22 protein-coding genes are annotated in these 19397 nt (G+C 47.8%); 8 read left to right on the top strand and 14 right to left on the bottom strand.

The window, feature by feature from the left end; all coding sequences use genetic code 11:
- Positions 1-26 precede the first annotated feature (26 nt).
- From HYX48_05770 to HYX48_05755, 4 genes are read right to left on the bottom strand one after another with little or no spacing between them, the layout of a single operon-like run.
- The gene (locus HYX48_05770) at positions 27-917 is read right to left on the bottom strand and encodes a hypothetical protein (protein ID MBI2743408.1); all 891 of its coding nucleotides are present in this window, start codon (positions 915-917) and stop codon (positions 27-29) included.
- Positions 889-1755, bottom strand: a complete 867-nt coding sequence (locus HYX48_05765) for a hypothetical protein (protein ID MBI2743407.1) — start codon at positions 1753-1755, stop codon at positions 889-891. Before HYX48_05765 ends, HYX48_05770 begins: the two co-directional genes overlap by 29 nt.
- Complete coding sequence (locus HYX48_05760) at positions 1755-2630, bottom strand: hypothetical protein (protein MBI2743406.1); 876 nt, start codon at positions 2628-2630, stop codon at positions 1755-1757. Before HYX48_05760 ends, HYX48_05765 begins: the two co-directional genes overlap by 1 nt.
- Positions 2599-3480: a hypothetical protein gene (locus HYX48_05755; GenBank protein MBI2743405.1), complete on the bottom strand. Its 882-nt coding sequence runs from the start codon at positions 3478-3480 to the stop codon at positions 2599-2601. Before HYX48_05755 ends, HYX48_05760 begins: the two co-directional genes overlap by 32 nt.
- A 258-nt stretch (positions 3481-3738) precedes the next feature.
- Between HYX48_05755 and HYX48_05750 the strand changes: the two genes are divergently transcribed.
- From HYX48_05750 to HYX48_05740, 3 genes are read left to right on the top strand one after another with little or no spacing between them, the layout of a single operon-like run.
- Positions 3739-4257 (top strand): hypothetical protein, encoded by a 519-nt coding sequence (locus HYX48_05750; protein ID MBI2743404.1) that lies wholly within the window; start codon positions 3739-3741, stop codon positions 4255-4257.
- 36 nt (positions 4258-4293) lie between these two features.
- The gene (locus HYX48_05745; GenBank protein MBI2743403.1) at positions 4294-4794 is read left to right on the top strand and encodes a hypothetical protein; all 501 of its coding nucleotides are present in this window, start codon (positions 4294-4296) and stop codon (positions 4792-4794) included.
- A gap of 36 nt (positions 4795-4830) precedes the next feature.
- Positions 4831-5331: a hypothetical protein gene (locus HYX48_05740; GenBank protein MBI2743402.1), complete on the top strand. Its 501-nt coding sequence runs from the start codon at positions 4831-4833 to the stop codon at positions 5329-5331.
- A 143-nt stretch (positions 5332-5474) separates the two neighbouring features.
- Here HYX48_05740 and HYX48_05735 read toward each other — a convergent pair whose 3' ends face one another.
- The 6 genes from HYX48_05735 to HYX48_05710 all read right to left on the bottom strand — a co-directional run bounded on the left by HYX48_05735 (position 5475) and on the right by HYX48_05710 (position 10891).
- Positions 5475-6359 (bottom strand): hypothetical protein, encoded by an 885-nt coding sequence (locus HYX48_05735; GenBank protein ID MBI2743401.1) that lies wholly within the window; start codon positions 6357-6359, stop codon positions 5475-5477.
- A complete protein-coding gene (locus tag HYX48_05730; GenBank protein MBI2743400.1) occupies positions 6346-7197 on the bottom strand; it encodes a hypothetical protein in 852 nt (283 codons plus the stop codon). Before HYX48_05730 ends, HYX48_05735 begins: the two co-directional genes overlap by 14 nt.
- Complete coding sequence (locus HYX48_05725) at positions 7194-8066, bottom strand: hypothetical protein (GenBank protein ID MBI2743399.1); 873 nt, start codon at positions 8064-8066, stop codon at positions 7194-7196. Before HYX48_05725 ends, HYX48_05730 begins: the two co-directional genes overlap by 4 nt.
- The gene (locus HYX48_05720) at positions 8063-8917 is read right to left on the bottom strand and encodes a hypothetical protein (protein MBI2743398.1); all 855 of its coding nucleotides are present in this window, start codon (positions 8915-8917) and stop codon (positions 8063-8065) included. Before HYX48_05720 ends, HYX48_05725 begins: the two co-directional genes overlap by 4 nt.
- Entirely contained in the window at positions 8904-9779 is an 876-nt protein-coding gene (locus HYX48_05715) for a hypothetical protein (protein MBI2743397.1), read from the bottom strand. The genes HYX48_05720 and HYX48_05715 overlap by 14 nt, the downstream gene beginning before the upstream one ends.
- 287 nt (positions 9780-10066) lie before the next feature.
- Positions 10067-10891: a hypothetical protein gene (locus tag HYX48_05710; protein MBI2743396.1), complete on the bottom strand. Its 825-nt coding sequence runs from the start codon at positions 10889-10891 to the stop codon at positions 10067-10069.
- Between the two features lie 258 nt (positions 10892-11149).
- Here HYX48_05710 and HYX48_05705 point away from each other — a divergent pair, with 258 nt between their 5' ends.
- The 5 genes from HYX48_05705 to HYX48_05685 all read left to right on the top strand — a co-directional run bounded on the left by HYX48_05705 (position 11150) and on the right by HYX48_05685 (position 15980).
- Entirely contained in the window at positions 11150-11779 is a 630-nt protein-coding gene (locus HYX48_05705; GenBank protein ID MBI2743395.1) for a hypothetical protein, read from the top strand.
- A 31-nt stretch (positions 11780-11810) separates the two neighbouring features.
- Entirely contained in the window at positions 11811-12788 is a 978-nt protein-coding gene (locus HYX48_05700; GenBank protein MBI2743394.1) for an inorganic phosphate transporter, read from the top strand.
- A 117-nt stretch (positions 12789-12905) separates the two neighbouring features.
- Positions 12906-15044, top strand: coding sequence for a hypothetical protein (locus HYX48_05695; GenBank protein ID MBI2743393.1), 2139 nt, complete (start codon positions 12906-12908; stop codon positions 15042-15044).
- A 7-nt stretch (positions 15045-15051) separates the two neighbouring features.
- Entirely contained in the window at positions 15052-15381 is a 330-nt protein-coding gene (locus HYX48_05690) for a hypothetical protein (protein MBI2743392.1), read from the top strand.
- A gap of 272 nt (positions 15382-15653) precedes the next feature.
- On the top strand, positions 15654-15980 hold the full coding sequence (locus HYX48_05685; protein ID MBI2743391.1) for a hypothetical protein: 327 nt from the start codon (positions 15654-15656) through the stop codon (positions 15978-15980).
- Here the strand turns inward: HYX48_05685 and HYX48_05680 are convergent.
- The 4 genes from HYX48_05680 to HYX48_05665 are packed head-to-tail and all read right to left on the bottom strand — an operon-like array spanning position 15977 to position 19239.
- Positions 15977-16543, bottom strand: coding sequence for a YqgE/AlgH family protein (locus HYX48_05680; protein ID MBI2743390.1), 567 nt, complete (start codon positions 16541-16543; stop codon positions 15977-15979). The genes HYX48_05685 and HYX48_05680 overlap by 4 nt on opposite strands.
- Positions 16543-17739 carry an MCE family protein gene (locus HYX48_05675; protein ID MBI2743389.1) on the bottom strand — a complete coding sequence of 399 codons (1197 nt, stop codon included), beginning with the start codon at positions 17737-17739 and terminating at the stop codon, positions 16543-16545. The genes HYX48_05680 and HYX48_05675 overlap by 1 nt, the downstream gene beginning before the upstream one ends.
- Positions 17732-18511, bottom strand: a complete 780-nt coding sequence (locus HYX48_05670) for an ATP-binding cassette domain-containing protein (protein ID MBI2743388.1) — start codon at positions 18509-18511, stop codon at positions 17732-17734. Before HYX48_05670 ends, HYX48_05675 begins: the two co-directional genes overlap by 8 nt.
- Positions 18508-19239, bottom strand: a complete 732-nt coding sequence (locus HYX48_05665; protein ID MBI2743387.1) for an ABC transporter permease — start codon at positions 19237-19239, stop codon at positions 18508-18510. Before HYX48_05665 ends, HYX48_05670 begins: the two co-directional genes overlap by 4 nt.
- Between the last annotated feature and the right edge of the window lie 158 nt (positions 19240-19397).

The raw sequence follows: 19397 nt of genomic DNA, 5'->3' as shown, positions 1-19397 counted from the left end.
CAAATTGAGGATGAGGAGAGAGAAAATTAAAGATTCGAGCTAGTTTTTAGCAAGCAATCTTCACCATAGGTCTCTAAGAGCTCGGGATAGTGGTGCTTAAGCCATCTCTCCAGACGGGAGGTCAGCTTTCGGATTTGGATGCTCTGCTCCTCTCTATTCATTGGCTGTTTCTGACGAATAAAGGAGCCTACATCCATAATTAGAGCCTGATCGCCTATTACGCCGAAATTCCGTTTAAATGAGGAGTCTGTAATAAGAATGCCCTTCTGATACTGCTTTTTAAGAGAATCCATTAAAGAGTGGATCTGCTTTTTAGCGCTCTCAATAGCGTGCTGCTGCATCTTTTTATCTAGGGCTACGCAGAATGGTTCTGCCTTTTTTTGTAGTAAAAACTCTGTCGAATCTAAATCAATAGAATGAGCGATTCCCAGTTTATCGTAGATAGTAACTGTTTTATAAACAGATCTGCTCTTGTTTAAATGAAGAGTAATTAACCCGCTCTCCTCCTTTAACTCATCAAATGCGAGTTTTGCGCTGTCAAAAAGCGGGGAGAGGTCATAGCGCGACTTGTATGATAGGAGCGCTGATTTAAAGGATGCAGGGAGTGGAAGATAGCGCAGAAGCTGTCTTGGACTTAAGTAGTCGTGTCTAAAAAATTTGAGTACACTCTTCTGATCCCTTCCCAAAAAGGCGTAGAACTGCTCTCCATGTCCTAAATAGGTGAAAGATTGATTTAGAAGTTTGGCCCGCTCGGTTGCGGAGAGATGTGGGGTCTCCCACCTCTCGCGGTTTGGCATGTTGCTGAGGATCTCATGAATGCGGAAGCCATCTGTCTGAAGATTACAAAAATAGCCAGCTGCCCAGGTGGACAGAAGAAGCAGTAGCCCTCTACTGAGTGATTTTTTGGACAGTTTCATCGTAATAGTTCGATAGCTCGGGGTCGCTCTTCTTTAGCCAGCGCGCCAGGCGCAAACTCTTCTCTTTTACCTCTTTCTCCATATTTGCACGAAGAAGAAGATCTGGATTTTTTGAGAATGAGCCGATGTCGATAGAAATTGCGTGTGTATCTAGGAGGCCCATATTGCGTCTCAGGCCGCTATCACTATCTCCAACTCCTTTTTGGCAGCGAGCAGCAAGAAGGCTTATCATTGAGGAGATCGTCTGCTTCGCCTCCTCTCTCTTTCCCTTTTTAACTAGGGATTTTAAAGAGCTCAAAGCAAGCGATGCCCGCTTCTGCAGCGCAAACTCGAGCTGATCTAGCTCTAGAGTGTGGGCAATTCCAAGCTTGTCGATGAGGGTGATTTTTCTATTCCAGTGAGTAGACTTGTTCAATTGCAAATAGAGAAGCCCCGTCTCCTCTCTCATCTCTTCGAAGGAGATCCTGCAACTCTCAAAAAATCGCTCCCTTTTTTCCTCTCTCTGTTTAGCAAATGAGGAGAAGGGACCTCTCTTCAAGTAGGGAAAGGTAGAGAGGTGGTGGTATTTAAAGAGTTTTAGCACGCTCTTCCCATCTGCGCTTAAGAAAGCATATGCCTGCCCGCCGCTTCCTAAAAATGTGAAAGGCTGTGAGAGAATCTCCGAAACCTCTCTCATCTCGCTCTCTGCAAGAGGAGAGACCTCTCTTCTGGGATCATATGACAGATCCGAGATGACGTTAGAAACTTTGAACCCCTCGGTCTTCTGATGGCAGAAGCGTTCAACACCTCTAAAGACTAAGCAGAAGCAGAGAATCTTAATCCAGACCTTATAGCGCATTAAAACCCTGAAATTGCTTTTTCGAACTCTTCATTAAAGTAGGGGAGAAGTTCTGGAAACTCTCTTGAGAGGAGGCAGCGGAGAGGAAGGGTTTCATAGAAGAGCTCGCGTTTATAGATCTGAGGGTTCTGCAAAAAAGCGTTTTTAGAGAAAGAGCCCACATCGATCACTATAGCACGATCATCCAGAAATCCGTAATTTTTACATAGAGTTGGGTCTCGATCGGCGATCCCCTTCTGGCAGCGCACTCTGATTAGTTCAAAGAGAGCGGCGATCCGTCTTTTAGCGCTGCTGCTCCCTTCTTTTTTTAGATCGTTACTTAGAGCGGGGATAAGTAGGTCCGCCTTTTTCTGCAGGATAAAATGCACCTCGTTAAGTGCGACCTCGTGCCTGATCCCCAGCTTGTCGATGAGTGTTACAACGGGGAGGGAGCCCTCCGTCCTGTTTAGGTGTAGAAAGAGAAGGCCCGTCTCTTCTCTCATCTCCTCGTAGGCTAGCTTGCAGCTGGAAAAGGTGCTAAGAAGCCTCTCCTGTTTCATTTGAGTCAGCTTAATGAAGTAGGGGAGGGGAATCAGCTTTGCAATGAGGTCTGCCTGGCGGATGTGCTGATGCTTAAAGAGCTTGAGCACAAGCTTTCGATCTTCACTTAAGAAGGCGTAGCACTCGAGCCCGCTATCCAAGAAGGTAAAGGGCTGTGAGAGAAGGGGAGCGATCTCCCTCTCATCAGAGGAAGAGGCGGCATACTCAATTGAATCCGAGTAGATGTTGGGTAGCGAGAACCCACGCGTCTGCTTGTGGCAGAATCTTTCGATTCCAATCACTGCGCCTACGGCGAGAAGGAGCTTAAAAATTCTGAATAGCAGCTTCGATCTCATGGTCCACATCAGCTAAAAGTTCTGGGTAGTGCTCCTCGGTCCACTCTCTAAGTCTTGAGAGCTCTCTTTTCACCTCTTTTCTGTAGGGGTGAGAGCTTCGTTTTGGCTCCTGCTTTTTATAGGATCCAATATCAACCTCTATGGCCCGATCTCCAATAAACCCGATGTTTCGCTCAATGCGAAGATCGAGATTTAGTACGCCTTTTTTGCAGCGCATGGCAATCAGTTCAACAAGAGATTTTAGACGCTTTTGCATCTCTTCCTTAGGTCCGATCTTTTCAGGCAGCATTTCAACCCTCTTTTGCAATACAAAAGCCGTTGTATCTGCATCGATCTCGTGTGTAATGCCCAGCTTGTCGATTAGAGTGATCTTCTGCTTCAGAGAAGTTGTCGGTTCCAAGTGGATGCCGATAACACCCGTCTCTTCTTTAAATTCGTGCCCAGCGATCTCGCAGCTTGAGAAGATCGCATTGAGCCTTCTCTCTCTTCGCTCCCTGATCGAATCTCTCCACTTTTCCAGTGCAGAAGGGAGAGGAATCGTCTTTACAAGACCGGTAATCGGCATGTTGTGATAGTGCTTGAATACCTTCAGAACGGTTTCATTATCCTCACCCAGAAACGCGTAGCACTGCACGCCGCTTCCTAGGAAGGTGAAGCGCTGCTGTAGTAAACTTCCGAAGCTCGCTTCTTCCTTAGAGGCGGTAAGAGAGGGGTGAAAGACAAAGTCGGAGTGGAGTTTATCTAGGCGAAAGCCCGCCGTCTGCCAGCGGCAGAAGCGCTCTATAGCAAAAAGGCAGAGCAGGGTGCAACCCGTGTTTAAAATAATTCTTTTACTAAACTTCATGGCCATAGTTTACGCGATAAGCGACTTTTCCTAACGGAAAACTACAAACACGGTAAAATAATATTTAATTTTGTCTGGTCTAGCGCAGTAGGTGGAATAGATGGTTTGAAATAATATTTAAAATGGAATTATTCGTAATTAATTGTTATAATTTACATCTATTTATGATGTTTGTTTGCTGAAAATGGCTAAGCAAAAGTCTTGTAAAAAGAGTGCATAGAAGTATAGGCTGTAGCCTCAAAAAATTAAACGGGAGAAGAATCTATGGTATTTGAAATAAATCCAGGTGGGTTACGAAGCTGGTCTCACGCAGACACGTTGCTCCTTCCCCTTACTTATCGCGCGATGGACCTGGTAACCCAGGAGATTTTGAATCCTCAAGAGCCGAAGCGTCTAGTGGATTCAAATGGAAATCTAATAGGAGTAACTGCCCGTACCAAGCAAACAATAATGGTAGATGCTCAGATGGAATGCCTAGAGAGCATGGCGCGCAGAGTTGTCGGAGCGCTCTGCTACGCAGGGCTTCTCGTTGCAGTCGTTGCAGAGGAGATCGTGCGAATTGCCCTTGCCTTTGCAGTTCTTCCATTTACACTGCCACTTCTCGCTTGGCAAGAGTGTGAAGAGTCTTGGGCTATGTTTTGTGTAGCTCAAGTTGTTGTTGGTGTATTGTGCCTGATCGATGCGCCTGTGCGCACAATCTCGGCCCTCGTGCAGAAGTGTCTAACCGACCAGACTAATTGGATGGGAAATCGCAAAGAGTGGCACGAGCTAAACATCTGCTGAAAACTAAAGCAAAAAAATCAGGCAGGAGAAAAAACCATGGCTTTCGAACTACATCCCTATTCAATAAGAGGCTGGTCCCACCCGGACACGTTATTCACGCCCCTTGCCTATCGCGCGATGGATCTTATGACCGAGGAGATCTTGAATCCCACAACGACAAGGCCTTGGGTAGATGATTATGGACATACAACCAGACAAATGGTGACGGTTCCTGTTGAGATGGAGTTCATGGAGAGTATGACGCGCAGAGTGTTTGGAGCGCTCTGTTATGCAGGGCTTTTTGTAGCAGTTATCGTAGAAGTGATTGTACGTATTGTTCTTGCGATTGTAGCTCTTCCATTTACACTGCCACTTCTCGCGTGGCAAGAGTGTGAAGAGTCTTGGGCTATGTTTTGTGTCGGTCAAGTTGTTATTGGTGTAATGTGCCTGATCGATGCGCCTGTGCGCACAATCTCGGCCCTCGTGCAGAAGTGTCTAACCGACCAGAGACTTAAGTACGGATCTCGCAAACAGTGGCACGAGCTACACATCTGCTGAAAACTAAAACAACAAAATTAGACAAGAGAAGAATTCATGGCATTTAAAATATCTGGAACCGAAATGCGGACTGCAGGCGAGCTCTTTCCCTTTGTGTACCATGCAGTGGACTGGGTAACCGAAGAGATCATGAATCCTAAACAGCTGAAGCTGGATAAGGACAGAAAAGCAGTTAATGATGGTTATGGGCAGCCTGTGATGGAGGATGCTCCGATGGAGTGTCTGGAGAGCTTGGCTCGCAGAGTTGTCGGTGCGCTCTGCTATTCTGGGCTTCTCATCGCAGCTGTTGCAGAGGCGATTGCACGTATTGCCCTTAGCCTTGCAGCTCTTCCATTTACGCTGCCGCTTCTTGCCTGCGAAGAGTTTGAAAAATCTTGGACTGTATATTTCCTTCTTCATCTCATTTCTGCTGTAACAGTAGTGATCGACGCACCTGTGCGTATGGTCTCTGCCCTTGTTCAAAAGTGCCTACTCGACCAGGTCGATAAATCTGGAAACCGCCTACGTTTCAGCCAGCTGCATGTCATAAACTGCTGATAAGCAACAAGAGCTCTTTTTTGGAGTGCGGCGACTCGGCGCCGCTTTTTTCAACATCGACCTGGCGATGTTTCTTTTAGTAGAGATCGCCAGGTCGATCTCCAGAAAAGCGGCGCCGAGTCGCCGCACTCCAAAAAAGAAGTTCACTCTTTCTGGTTTTTGGAGAGGCTTGCGCACTGCTCGCTTAAGAAGAGAGCGAGGCTGGGATCGCGCTCAGAGAGCCAGTTTTTCAAGCTCTGTGTAATTTTCTGCATCTCTGCATCCAGAGCTTCTGGGGATTTGGGCTCGCTGCTTTTTGAAAAGGGGCCTAGGTCTAGAAAGGAGGCTTTCCCGTCAATGAAACCGATGTTTGTGCGGATAAGAGGGTCTCTATCATTGAGATCTTTTTTAAAGCGCGTCTGCACAAGCGCCACGAGAGAGGAGATCCCTCTTTTTGCAGCCTCTATATCGCCTTTTCCCAGCCACTCTTCAAATTGAGGATAGGCGAGCTCGCCTCTCTTTTGTATGATAAAGGCTGTCGAATCGAGGTCGACCTCATGGCAGATTCCAAGCCTATCGACGATTTTCACGCGCTGCTTTAAGTGGCGGCTTCTATTTAAGTGAAGATAGAGAACTCCGGTCTCCTCCTTGAGGTCTGTATAAGAGATCTTATAGCTCTCGCGTGTGAGCTCCATCTTGCCCGAGTAGTAGCTAAGCTCCCTTTTCTGCCATGCGCACGGGCCCAGCATGTTTAAGAGAGCGATGCGGCTCTGGTAGTGGTTGTTAAGAAGCTTTAGCACCCACTTCCCATCTTGTGAGAGGAAGACGAAGCTCTGCTTTCCGCGCGCTAGATAGGTGTAGGGCTGCGACAGGAAATTGAGCGCGCGCGCCTCTTCTTCAGAGGAGCAGAACGAGGAGTCTGTTTCAAAGGTGTTGTTCTGGATTTTTGTGAGATAGAATCCATCTGTCTGCTTATGACAGAATTTTATGGTTCCAGACAGAAGGAGAAGGGCGGCAGCTCCCTTGGCAATGGTCTTAATCTTGAGCAAGCAGCTCCTCCAAGTAGTTCGCGAGTTGGGGCTCCTCTTTCAGCAGCCACTTATTGAGTCTGTCTGTAATCAATTTTAGATCCTGCGCGTATACCTCGGGATTTTTTCGTCTATCATCTCGTTTGAATCTGCCCACATCGATGAAGAGGGGAGAGTTCATCGCGATCCCTAAGTTTTTATGTAGGCGCGGGTCCTCGTCAAAAATACCTTTTTGGCAGCGGCGTACGAGAAGGTCGACCGTCTGCTTAAGGGCCAGCTTTGCTTCCTCAATATGGCCAGCGCGTATCTCGTGCTCGAGATATGTGAAGAGTGGCTCGGCCCATTTTTGCAGGATAAAAGCTGTCGAGTCGAGATCTATCTCATGCGCGATGCCAAGCTTATCTCGGATGGAAAGTCTCTTGTTCAAATCAGAGGTGTGCGAGAGGTGCACAGCAAGGAGACCGCTCTCTTCTTTGAGTTCAGAAAGAGCTAGCTGGTAGCTGCACTGATCTCTCTGCCACTTGCTCTCTACATAATCTGCTCGTTTTGCGACGGCTCTTTTCACAAAGGCCGGAAGGGGAAGGTCGAGCAGAAAGGTGGGGGCTACCCCTCTACTTAGTAGCTTTATCACATACTTTTCATCTTTGGAGACAAAGGCGAAGCACTGCCCCCCACTTCCTAAAAAGTGAAAAGGCTGATTTAAAATCTCTCTATCAAATTCGGAAGGCCCATCTACGTTCTCAGGAAGCGCAAATGAGATCTTTGAGATAGAGAAGCCCGCCGTCTCTCTCATGCAGAAGCGGTAGAGAGGGAGTAGCGAAGCGAAGAATAGGAGGTAGACAATCAACGTTTTCTTCATAGAGGATCGCCCTGCTCGGCATTTTCCAGCTCTCTCTGCAGGCAGGGGAGGAGAAGGGGGTGTTTCACTTCAAGCCAGGATCTAAAAGGAGCTGCGATGTTTTCTATCCGCTCTTTCTTACCAACAGGCTTCTGCAGCTTCTCTCGTTTTATGAGAGCGCCGACATCGATCTTCACCGCGTGCTCTCCAATGAATCCGCAGTTGGTGCGAATGTTGGGATCTCGGTCGCGGAAGCCCTTCTCTTTGCGCTTTGCGATCAGATGAAAGAGCTCTCTAATTGCGCCCTCTGCTTCGCTTTTTTTACCTTCACTCATGAGGCGATCGATTCTCTCGTGTACGAGTTCAGCTCTCTTCTGAATGATAAAGTCGAGGTTGCCTGCGTCTAGCATGTGCCGGATGTTCAGCCTATCGATAAGTGCGATCTTCTTTTTCCACTCATGTGTCTTGTTGAGATGTACATAGAGGAGGCCTGTCTCCTCTTTGAGCTCATTAAACGCATCTTTGTAGCTTCCAAATTCTCTATCCACTTTACGCATGCGAGAGAGAGTTTTTTTCGAGCGATACTTGCTGAAGAGTGGGAGCTCGAGCCTCTTCTGTCTCATGAGCTTTAATACATAACGCCCATCTTCACTAAAAAAGACAAACGCCTGCCCACCCTTGCCGAAGTAGGTGTAGGTCTGATCTAAAGCTCTATCTACCTCTTCTTTTTCTGAGGCGCTGACTTCTTTCACTTCCCATGCGGAGTTGTAAGGTCTTGAAGAGAGGACTTCAGCGATTGTAAATCCATCTGTCGCACGCTCGCAAAACTCTTTAACTCCCCAGAAGGCCAGGCAGAAAAGTGCGCACCTAAAGAGGTAGACTCTTCTCATTTTTTAAGCTCCAAGAAGAAGTGGAGTAGCTCTTCGCTCTCATCGGCCAGCCACTGCTCCAAAGAGCCCGACTTCATCGACTCTCTCTGATCAGCGCGCTCGGTTGAGAGGCTTCCACAGTCGATAAGAAGCGCTCTGTTTTCAATGAAGCCGAAGTTCTTTGTCAGGTGGGGGTCTCTGTCGTAGATGCCTTTTTCGCTGCACCTGCGTGCGAGAGCAACCAGAGAGGTGAGGCACTCTTTGGCAGCTTGCAACTCCTTTTTTTCTAGATGGGACTTAAGCGTAGGAAGGACCAGATCTGCCCTCTTCTGCAGAATGAAGGTCGTCTCATCCGCCTCGATCTTATGTTCGATGTTAAGCGGGTCGTAGATCGAAATTTGCGCGTTAAGCGAGCTTGAGTTGTCTAAGTGAGCAAAGAGAAGACCGCTCTCTTCTTTAAAGGTATTAAATGCCAGCTTGTAGCTTGCTAAGAGAGCCTCCGCTTCCTCTGCTTTTTTCGCTCTCTTCTCTTCAATCCAGGTTTTTAACGAACCCGGCATAGGTAGAGCCTCTACAAGTGGAGGGAGGCGTAGGTGTTGAAATTTAAAGAACTTAAGGATGTATCTTCCATCTTCCGAAGCAAAGACATAGCTTTGCGCCCCTTTTCCAAAGTAGTGGAACTTTTGGGAGAGGATCGAGCGCGCATTTGCCATATCCGCGCCACTGATCTGGGTGGGCTCACAACTTGCGTGGATTGAAGAGCGGATGTTCCCTAGTTGAAATCCATCTGTTGCATGGTGGCAGAGTCTCTCAACTGCAGCAGCAGAGAGGATGAAGGCAGATAATAGAAGAAGCTTTTTATATGCCTTCAATTTCAGCCTCGAGATGTTCTGCGAGCGTAGGTGCTCGTCCTTTTAGCCAGCTCTTAAACTCATCTGTGATGCGTACTACCTCGTTCTGGAAGGGGTCCTCCTTTTGAGCAGACTTTCCTATTTTAAAGCGCCCGATATCAAACTGAATCGCCTCCGAGCCCACGAGGCCAAAATTTGTTTTAAGGTCGGGATCCTTATCTGCAAGACCCGCCGCATGGCGTTTTGCCAGCAGTTGAATGAGGTGGGAGATAGACGCTTTTGCTTCATCAAATTTTTTCTTCTCGATCATCTCCTCCATTGCTGGATAGAGGGGCTTTGCCCTTTTCTGAATGATGAACTCCATCTGATCCAGATCGAGGGTGTGGCTGATGCCTATCTTATCGATGATCTGAATCTTCTGGTGGAGATCTGAGCTCTTGTTTAAGTGGAGGTAGGTGAGGCCCGTCTCCTCTTTAAGCTTCTCATAGGCGAGCTTGTAGCTTAGAAAGTCCTTCTCTCTTTTGCTCTCTTTTACCGCTACCTTTTTCTCGCGCCACTCTTTTAAAAAGGCGGGCAGAGGGAGAGCCGTAAACCACTCTGGGGCTTGGATGTGGCTGACTCGAAAGAATTTGATGACATGCTCTTGATCTTGAGAGGCGAAGACGTAGCACTGCGCTCCTTTGCCCAGGTAGGTGAAGGGACGAGCGAAGAGCTCTTTACCCGGCGCTGGCTGAGGGATCTCCCAGCGAGGATCGAAGGCGATGTGTGAAGAGATCTTGCCAACTTCGAACCCATCCAGCTGCTTATAGCAGAAGCGCCTCACTCCCCAAAAAATAGAGAGCGATACGAGGAGCCATCCCACTTTTCGTAAACTTTTTTTCAAGGCGTGCAAATGTGTAAGAGTAAAAAGGGGAATTGTGCAGCTCCAGCACAATTCCCTTCCAGCAGATTTTAAAGCGGGAGCCCGCTAGAGAGAAGAGGCGCTCGGAAGAAGAAATGGACGCAAGTGGACGAGAATGAACAGGAAACGGACGAAAATGGACACGCGCCAAAGGGAGAAAGAAGAAGAGAGGGCACTCTTATTTCTTCTGTGCGCGTCCATTCCTTGTCCATTTTAGTCCATTTCCTGTCCGTACCCTCTCTACCGTCCGTTGCGCACGATCCGGATTTTTAGAGGATTTTGAAGGTGCGGTCGACCGAGTTAAATGCTCCTGGGACTGGGGCGTTTGAAGAGTCGATGAGTTGGAGGTGGATCGTATGGGACCCCTTCTTTAGTCCGTAGATATAGTAGGGTACCCAGTTTGAGATCACGCGCTCTTTCTTTCCATCGATGGAGACCTCAACCTTGTAGCCATCTGTTGATAACTGGCAGTTGGTGATGTAGAAGTCGAGAAGAATTGGAGTTGCAGGGTGAAAGTCATACTCACCCTGAGGCTCGTTGTAGGTGATGTATGGAGCGGAGAGGTCGATATCCTTCAGCTCCTCTTTTTTGCCCATGTAGAAGGTGCCAGAAGCAAAGCAGTTGTCGCCCTTTAAGCTTTCGTTGAAAGATCTTACTGGAAAGACGCGAATCGTGTGGGCGCCTGGCTTGAGTTTAAAGGGAATGTTGATCTCCAGTGTCTGGTCGTAGTAGGTCTCATTGTTGTCGAGAGCGTCTACGAAGGCCTCATTGATCTCAAAATAGGGCTGGTTATCGATCACGACGTGCATCGACTGGCCGGCAGGGTCGTTGTAGATCTCTTTCGCACGAGGGATCTCAGTGTTTGTGCCGATCGGATAGCCCTGCACGCGGAGCTCGAGCTCTACCGGATTCGAGGTCTTAATATCTCCCTCTTTCGGGAAGACGATGAAGGTTTGAACGTTGTCCGATTCAGCCGTCGGAGTGATGGGAACGAGGCGCACCTCTCCCAGGTTGGGGCTATGAGGATTGATTTGAGCTGCAGTAGCAAAGTTCGAAGCGAGCATTAAGAGAGAGCAGAGTTTCCATATACGCATGAGAGGTCCTCCAGTATTAAAACCCAGATTTACTATTTAATGATTTTTTAGTCCAAAACAAAACTTGATATCACTTGTTCTGGAATTAAATTTTTAATGTGTATTAAACTCTTCGCGTTTAAAGAATTCCTTCATAATGAAAGGAGATTCTCTTCGGCTCAAGGATAAAAGAGAATATGAATCCCGCCTAGACCCGGCTCTAAAAGAGCCGGGATTGTGGCGAGGGGCCGTTCAAAATTTTTGCTAAAGGAAAAAACTATGACATCGCGAACGAACTCACCTACAAACCGACCAGCATTTAATGTACTAGCAGAAAGACTCGCCGCTCAAGTTAGAGAGAGCGAGAAGGAGAATCAGATCCAGTTCGCCTATCTGGAAAAGCAGCTGGGAGCTGATCTTCTAAAGAGCATTCCCACTGTCAACGTGCAGCTGAATGAGGGGGAGGATCCCTGCCCTTGGAAGAGCGCAAAAGAGCTTCCTGCCGACGTTGTAAAAGGCGTCTCTTCAGGTAGAGCCTATCTAGCTCTTCGTTATGCCACGATGGATAGAAACTATGCTCTCGCCTTTATTTATCAGAAGTTCCCCAAGAGCACTCCTCATAGAGTTGAAACAGCTCTGGGGGCTAGAGGGGGAGTGACCCTCTATGTACAAGTCGGGATAACCGTCGCTCATAAAGTCAGCACCTGGATCGCTACGCATCGATTCGCGGGTGAGTATCCGATCTGTAATGAGGGAAAGATCCTTACAGAGAAAGAATTTGCTCTAGTCAAAGGGATCATTTTGGGTGCTTCAGAGTCTGAGACGGGAGGACGTTATCAGCTAGTTGTGGAGCAGACGAAGGTAGCTGATGGTGACGACAAAGAGGAGCACAAGGGAGCTTCTTCTTGATCCTATTTACCCCTTGCGCTATGCAGGGGGTGTGAATGAGATCGTCCTGCTAATTATTATTTTTGGCCTGATTTTCGATTATACGAATGGCTTTCACGACGCTGCAAATGTCGTGGCCACCGTAGTGGCAACGCGCGTCTTAGCGCCGCTTACTGCAATTGTCCTGGCAGGGATCTTAAACACCATTGGAGCGACCCAAGTTAGCGGAGTTGCTAAGACGATCACCTCGGGGCTTATCTCTCCAGAATTCACAACCCCGCTTATGGTTCTTGCCGCTGTCGTGGGGGCGATCACCTGGAATCTAATTACCTGGCACTTTGGACTGCCGAGCAGCTCCTCGTATGCGCTCATTGGCGGTCTTGTTGGAGCTGCGTGGGTAGCGGGAGGCCCCAAGCTGGTCTTGTGGGGTGGAATTATTGGTAAAGTTCTAATTCCTCTTATCGTCTCGCCAATCGTCGGCTTCTTTCTCGCTTTTCTTCTCATGAAACTCCTCGCCAGGTTTGCCCATGGTAGGAAGAATGAGAAGCTCTTTGGCTACCTTCAGATGGGCTCTGCTTCGCTCGTTGCGCTCTCTCACGGATTTAACGATGCGCAGAAGAGCATGGCGCTAATCACAATGGGCCTCTTCTCAACAGGTCTTGTCACCTCGCTTGCGATTCCAATCTGGGTCATCCTGCTCTGTGCCCTCATGATGGGGCTTGGAACCGCATCGGGCGGCTTCCGCATCATTAAAACGGTTGGGTATGACATTGCCAAAATCACCCCTGTTCAGGGCTTTGCAACAGAGCTTAGCGCCTCGTGCGTCATCCTCACTGCGAGCTTTCTCGGGATGCCCCTTAGCTCTACACAGATGATTGTGGGCAGTGTCACGGGGGTAGGGGCTGCTAAGTCTGCTAAAACCGTCAAATGGCTCACAGCTAAAAAGATCGCCCTTGCTTGGGCTCTGACCCTTCCGGGGTCTGCTCTGGTCTCGGGCGCCCTCTTCTACGCTCTTTCTAGATATCTCTAATCACCTTATTTCCAGTTGTTTAATAATTAATTATAATTAATTATTTATAATAGTTTTTTAATTAAATTAATTAATTTATAATTCAGAATAGATAAAAAACAATAAAAGTAGGTGGGTATGGCCAGCAAGCAACCGCAAGAAGGGCTCACTCTAATGGAAGCTGTGGACAATCTCTCCACGATGGCAGAGCTCGAAATCCCTTCCACTCCTTTCGACGAGGAGTTGCAGAGTGCAAACTTTCTCGACTCTACTCATATCTCTCAGAATCCAGAAACGGTTAAAGAGACCTTTCGCGCGATCAATAACTACCTAGAGCACATCTATCAGAAAGAGAAGGGTGAGCTAAAAGATGCCGAGATGCAGAGAGGCATCGAAGCGATCATGGTATTAGCCGGAGAAGCGGCTCAGAAGCTAGACAAGTACACCTCGCTTTTTAAAGGAGCGCGCTCCTCTGATAGTGTCCTCCAATTAAAAGAGTATAAAGATCTACAAAACTTCTACCTTTCGAAAATCGTAAAACGTTTTCATGGTGCAAGCGTGGTCCAAGAGGTTTTTAAGCAGGAGTCGGAAGCTCCACAAGAAGAGGGCGCTATCGATCTCCAGAAACGGGGCTTAAAAGATCTTGAGACCGTCCGTCGTGATAGAGAGTATGAGCTCTTCTATATCCGCAAGGAGAATGGGCAGCCCTTTTTCAATCCAAACCTGCTACGGCATGTGCGCCTCGTTGGAGAGTTTGACGAGACAGTTAGCGATCCTGAAGGCGATGATCCACTGCTTAAAATAAAGATCGTAGAAGATGTCGATACCCACACGGCAGCAAAAGAGATCCTGCAGCTTGCTTCGCAACATCTCGACGACTACTTTAAAGATGCGATGCACCACAAAGATAGAGAGTGTATTTCGGCTTTGAATGGGGCCATAATGGCCCTCATGCTCGCTGCCAATCCTCGTAACCGGATGAGCGAAAACGCGACTAAGAACTGCATAAGCTACTTCTCCGACTTTCACGCATTTTTAAGACAAGCGCTCAATTCGGAAGAGTACAGAAAATACATCGCCACAGAAGCTAGTTCAAGAGAGAGCTTCATACACGCTGTAGTCAATTTAAGCCTTGCGCTTAGCAGCGGACTATTTATGCATGTGGGCAATCGGAAGGCCGCGACCTCTTTTATCCAGCGACTCATTGAAAAGGGCGAAAGCAAAATCAAGCGAAAGAAGAGTCATACGGTCTGGGAAGAGCTGTTAGAGGATGATGAGAGAATTCGATATGTTCTCAAGCGTTATCCAAACGGCCCACTACTTAAAACACTCGACCTCTTTAGAGAGGGGGATGAAAGAATGGGTTTCGATCCATTCTCTCAAGAGAATTTTCCCTCCCAGCTCTACACAGTTGTTTCTGAAGATCTGCATGTAACTGCGCTCAGATTTCCCGCCCCTATCCACCAAGAGGTGATTAACAAGGTAGAGGTCGTTCCCGAGTTCCAAGGCTTTCTACGCTCTCTTCAGCAGCAGATGAAGGGGCAGCGTCACCTCCTCTTTAATTTACAAGACCGCACCTCTTGGCAGGAGCACGCACGCTGCAGCGTTCTTGAGAAGATGCAGAATGAAGCTGAATTTTCCAAGGCTCTTACCGTAGTGACTATCTGCAAAAATACCGAGTTCTACAACCAGAGCGGAGCCTATCAAGCAGAGGAGGATGCCGAGGGATTTATAGTAAGCTTCAAAGAGCAGATAGCTAGCGGAGAGTCTTGCGGCTTCTTCTTTCCTTCTTCTCTGGATAGGGAGGAGATCGTGAGCTTTACTGAAGGCGCGTTACACACGATCCATGAAACTTTTTTCGACTCTAAAAAGGCTCTTTCAAGAAAAGAGCGTCTCGATTTTATCGAGATCTTCTATCAATTTCTCTTCATGAAGCTCATCTTGATGATTAAGCCAGATTCGATGAGTTTCACGTGCAAAGATTCGATCGACATTGGCGAAGCGACAGCAGCAGGCTTCTTTGCCTTTGTAAAAATGCTCGAAGGGAGAATTGAGTGGAGCGCAAGTGAGAAAGAGTTTCTTCTCTGGATGCTCTACTCGCCAGCCCTTCAGGTACGAGAGCGCCCCATCGATACTGCAAGATTTACTCGGATGGTGAGCGCAATGTCACAAGCCGATGAGAAGTTTAGTGCGAATAAAAAAGCATTTTTGGAGAAGGCTAGAAAGCTTCTCGGTCAACCGCTTTTAAACAAATTAGAAATTAAACCAGCAGCGTAAGTGTTATATGAACTTTAGAAAGATCTTAGGAATTATCGTTGTTGTCTGTGGTCTTGGTATGATCGGTATGTCGATGTACATCATGGGCCAAGTTGAAGAAGGGGAGCAGCAGATCTCAAGTGCCCAGAAGAAAGTAGATGTTGGAACAGGGATCACTTCTCTCAATCCTGCGACCAAAGAGATTGGCAAGAGCCTGAGTGGCTCTGTCCAGAAGAAGATCGATGAGGGCAGCATGGAAGCTGCGCACTATCGTCAGATAGCCGGATGGAGCAAGATCGGCGGTATCGTGCTCATCGCCCTCGGCGGCATCATCTTTCTCATCCCTCGAAGAAAGTAGACCTCTGAATTGCCCGGCTCCTTTTTCTTAATAAAAGAGTAACAAGATCCAGCTTCGCTGGGAGGATCGCCGCTACTTGCGTCGGCAAGATGTGCAGGATATCTTTTTTCATCCTAAATATCCTGCCGGCGCCTAGCGCCGATCCTACTTATCCTGTTCTATTCCTTTACCTCTACAGTAAAAAAACTTGCCGCGAGTAAGTGACATAAATTGTTCTTCGGAATATAAAGATTTCATCAAGATTTTTCTTGATGGAAAAAACGGAGGACAATATGTCAGCGGTAGCAGGTTTAGGTGTGAGTGGATCAAATGACAGTGGATTGAAGACAGCAGGAAAGGTTGTTGTTGCATTAGCAGGTGCAGCTCTGCTTGTGTATATTATTTACGAGGCTTGCAGGCGCAATCAAGTACAAGAAGAGTGCAGTAGCGAAGATGGTGTTGTGAGCAGAAGATGTCTAAGTGCAGTTGTAACAGCTGGAGCCGAAGTGGTGCAAGATTTTACGCCCGTTGCTGTAGCATGCGCTGCACAGCCATTCTCTGTTCCTTGTGCATCGGCAGCAGGACAGCTCCTCTATAGACGTGTTACAAGCCACACTTAATTGAGAGAGAGGTCGTCGGGAATCATCGATAGGGTGGCGTACTTGCCACCCATATCTCTAAGCACTGTCTGCCAGACCTTCTCATAAGGAGTTTCAAAGATGTGTTTTGCAGAAGCGGGATGGACGAACCAGCCGCCGCTCATAAACTCCCTTTCTAGCTGACCTGCTCCCCATCCGGCATAGCCAAAGCAGAGGCGAATATGAGGGCCGCTTGCGCTGCCCACAGCCTCTTGAAGAAACTGCAGATCTCCGCCAAGGTAGACACCCTCGCAAATTTTTAGCGTCTGGTCGGGCAGCTGATCGGAAGAGTGAAGCAGCATCATCTGATTGGGCTGGATTGGGCCTCCAGCGCGAACCTGCACTCTGGGATTCAGCGTCTCTTTAATATTCAAGATCTCTTCCGGAATATCTACGTCTAGGGGCTTATTGATCATCAGGGCGAACGAGCCCGTCGTGCTGTGCTCGCAAATAACTAGCACGGCTCTGAAGTAGAGCCCTTCATCGATGTCGGGGCTTGCAATCAGAAAGGTGCCCTTAGAGAGCTGAGAGTGAAGATGATCCATTACTTCATCGACTCCACTAGCTGCTGGTTATAGAGTCTTAAGTTGTCGGCGAGCTCATCGGCTTTTCTGAGTAGCTCTGCAAAATCCTCTTTGAAGAGCTCATTCTGTAGAATCTTCTCTTTTTCTGGTGTCTGCTCAGCCCGCTCGATAAGCATCGAGATGCGCTGCATAGAGCTGTTAACTTGGTCTACCTCTTTTACGAAGTAGTCTTTAAAGCTCTGTGGAGTGTCTAAAGCGGTTAGCAGAGTGGCTCTCTGGGCGTGAGTGCGCTGCCAGCCCTTGTTCAAGTGGAAGAGAATTCCATACTGGTTCACATCATTCATCAGAGTGTCGACTTTACTCATTACAGCTGTAAAGCGCAGGTAGAGGTCATCATTTTTAATCAGCTTACCAAGAGTGCCTTTTCCATCTGCGAGATCTTGGGAGATGATATCAATTGAACCCGTTGCTTGTTTTAGGTTTTTGCATGTGGTTGCAATGTTCTCAAATGTGCCGCCCGCTTCGAGGATAAGAAGAGCGTCGTGTATTTTTTCAAAGGACATTTTTAACTGATGGACCGCACCATGGATTTCGGGGATCAGCTTGACCTCGTGGATCTCTGCAACGACCTTATCTACCTGGTGCATCGCATCGCCGAAGTTTTTCACTGCGCAGGCGACGGTATCGCCATTCTCTTTTAACCACTTAGTGACCTCATCTAGCGTCTCATCCATCTTTCCTGCAACCCCTGAGAGCTCATTGAAAGCATTTTCAATCGGATCGACAGAGTTTGCATAGACAGGCTGATTTGAGATGATTTTAGGCGTGATGCCCTTCGGAGGGCGTCTTGGAATAATTGCAACGGACTTCTCTCCCAAGAGGCCTGAGGTTTGCAGAGAGATCTCATCAGTATTGTAAACGACTACGTTTGAGTCGACTTTTAGTGTTAACTGGTAGAAGTAGAAGCGTCCGATCGTATCTATCGGTTGGGATCTTGCTTGATAGATCTCGTTAATGGCTACCACTTCACCAACGGGCTTTCCTGCGTAGGTGACCCTAGTGCCAATATTGATCTTGCTGATGTTTGCGAAACGCACGTAAAGTGTCTTTTTTCCGTCGCCAACGGAAGGCTTTAGAAACATCACGATTCCTACGAGAAGCGTACAAGCCGCGATGATGAAGACTCCAATGAGCATGTTCTTTGCGGAATTACCCATTAAACGCCTCCCTCAATTTTCGTGGATCTTGTGTGATTGTTTTTCTTAGGAAATCTATAATTGGATCTTCTATTTTCATAAATGTCTCTGGATTGCCAATGTGCGCAATTTTTCCATCTCTTATTAGAGCTAATCTATCTCCTACAAAAAGAGAAGAGAGAATATCGTGTGTAACTACAATACTAGTTGCCTTTAGCTCACGTTGAGTTTTTACGATTAGAGCGTTGATCTGCATCGCTGTAATCGGGTCGAGCCCCGTGGTGGGCTCATCGTAAAGAAGAAGAGAGGGTCTATACACGATTAACCTTGCAAGAGCGGCTCTCTTCCTCATTCCACCAGAGAGCTCAGAAGGCATCTTATTTTGACTGCCTTGGAGGTCGACCATTTCTAAAGCATTAGCGACTAGGTCTTTGATCTCAGCGTCGGTGTACTTTCTTCCAGTTCTTGGATCTCCATGCTGCTTGAGGTAGAAGCCGGTGTTCTCTTCGACATTCATCGAATCAAAGAGAGCAGCTCCCTGAAAGAGCATGCCCATATGCTGGACGGCTTTGTATAGTGCAGGACCAGAGAGTTCCGAGATCATCTCTCCATCGATATCGATAGTTCCTGCATCAGGCTTGGAGATTCCAATGATATGCTTGAGGAGAACGCTCTTCCCTACACCAGATCTGCCGAGTACAACGATCGTCTCTCCGGTATTGATATCGAGGTCGAGGCCAGCTAAAACTTGTAGCTTGCCATACTTTTTCCATAGATTTCGGATGACGATCATTCGACAAACCTCGCGATCTTCTCCCTCATCACGTTCATGGCGACGGTTAAGAAGAAGTTGGAGAGAAGGATACAGCAGTAAGCGATTACCACTGAATTTGTGGTGGAACGGCCTACACCTTCTGCTCCTTCAGTTGTTGTCATCCCCTTGTAGCAGGCGATAGTCATGATCAAGATTCCGAAGATAAAGGATTTTACGATCCCCGTCGTCAGATCGAAGAGCGTAATATGAATCGGCATCGGATCGAAGTAGCTCCCGGGCGCCATATTAAAGAAGTAGACAGCGATTAGATATCCGCCAAATACACCCATTGCGATACTGAAAATCGTAAGCAGGGGCATCATAAAGATCCCAGCAATGAGGCGAGGTGCGATTAGGTAGCGATTGGGATTTACTGCCATCGTCTGAAGAGCGTCTACCTGCTCGGTTACCCTCATGGTTCCGAGCTCTGCGCACATTGCAGCTCCTACACGGCCTGTCACCATGAAAGCCGTAAGCACAGGCCCAAGCTCAGTGATCATCGCTTTTGCCACCATGAGTCCGGTTACGCTTGCAAGCCCTTTATCGGCGAGCTGATAGAAGGACTGAGCTGCAAGAACCATTCCCGTTGAAAATCCGGTAATGGCAACTACGGGTAGCGAGGCGACTCCTACATCGTAGAGCTGCTTCAAAACTAGTACAGGAGCTGGCGGTCTCTTGAGCGTAGCGATCGTGACATCCACGATCATGGTGATATACTCACCAGTCGCAGTGAACCATGAGAGCTTCTTGGCGGCTCTAGAGAGAATAGAGTTGTTGTTGCCGTTTCCGTTATTGTTCTGCGGTAGTGTCATGAGAAGCCAGTTTTCCGTGGAGCTCTTAAAGACCGTCCACAAACCCATTCGGC

The sequence above is a fragment of the Chlamydiales bacterium genome (genome assembly GCA_016185065.1).
Taxonomy (GTDB): Bacteria; Chlamydiota; Chlamydiia; order Chlamydiales; family Rhabdochlamydiaceae.
Note: the sequence above shows the minus strand (reverse complement) of the source record. Positions and strands in the feature narration are given on the sequence as shown.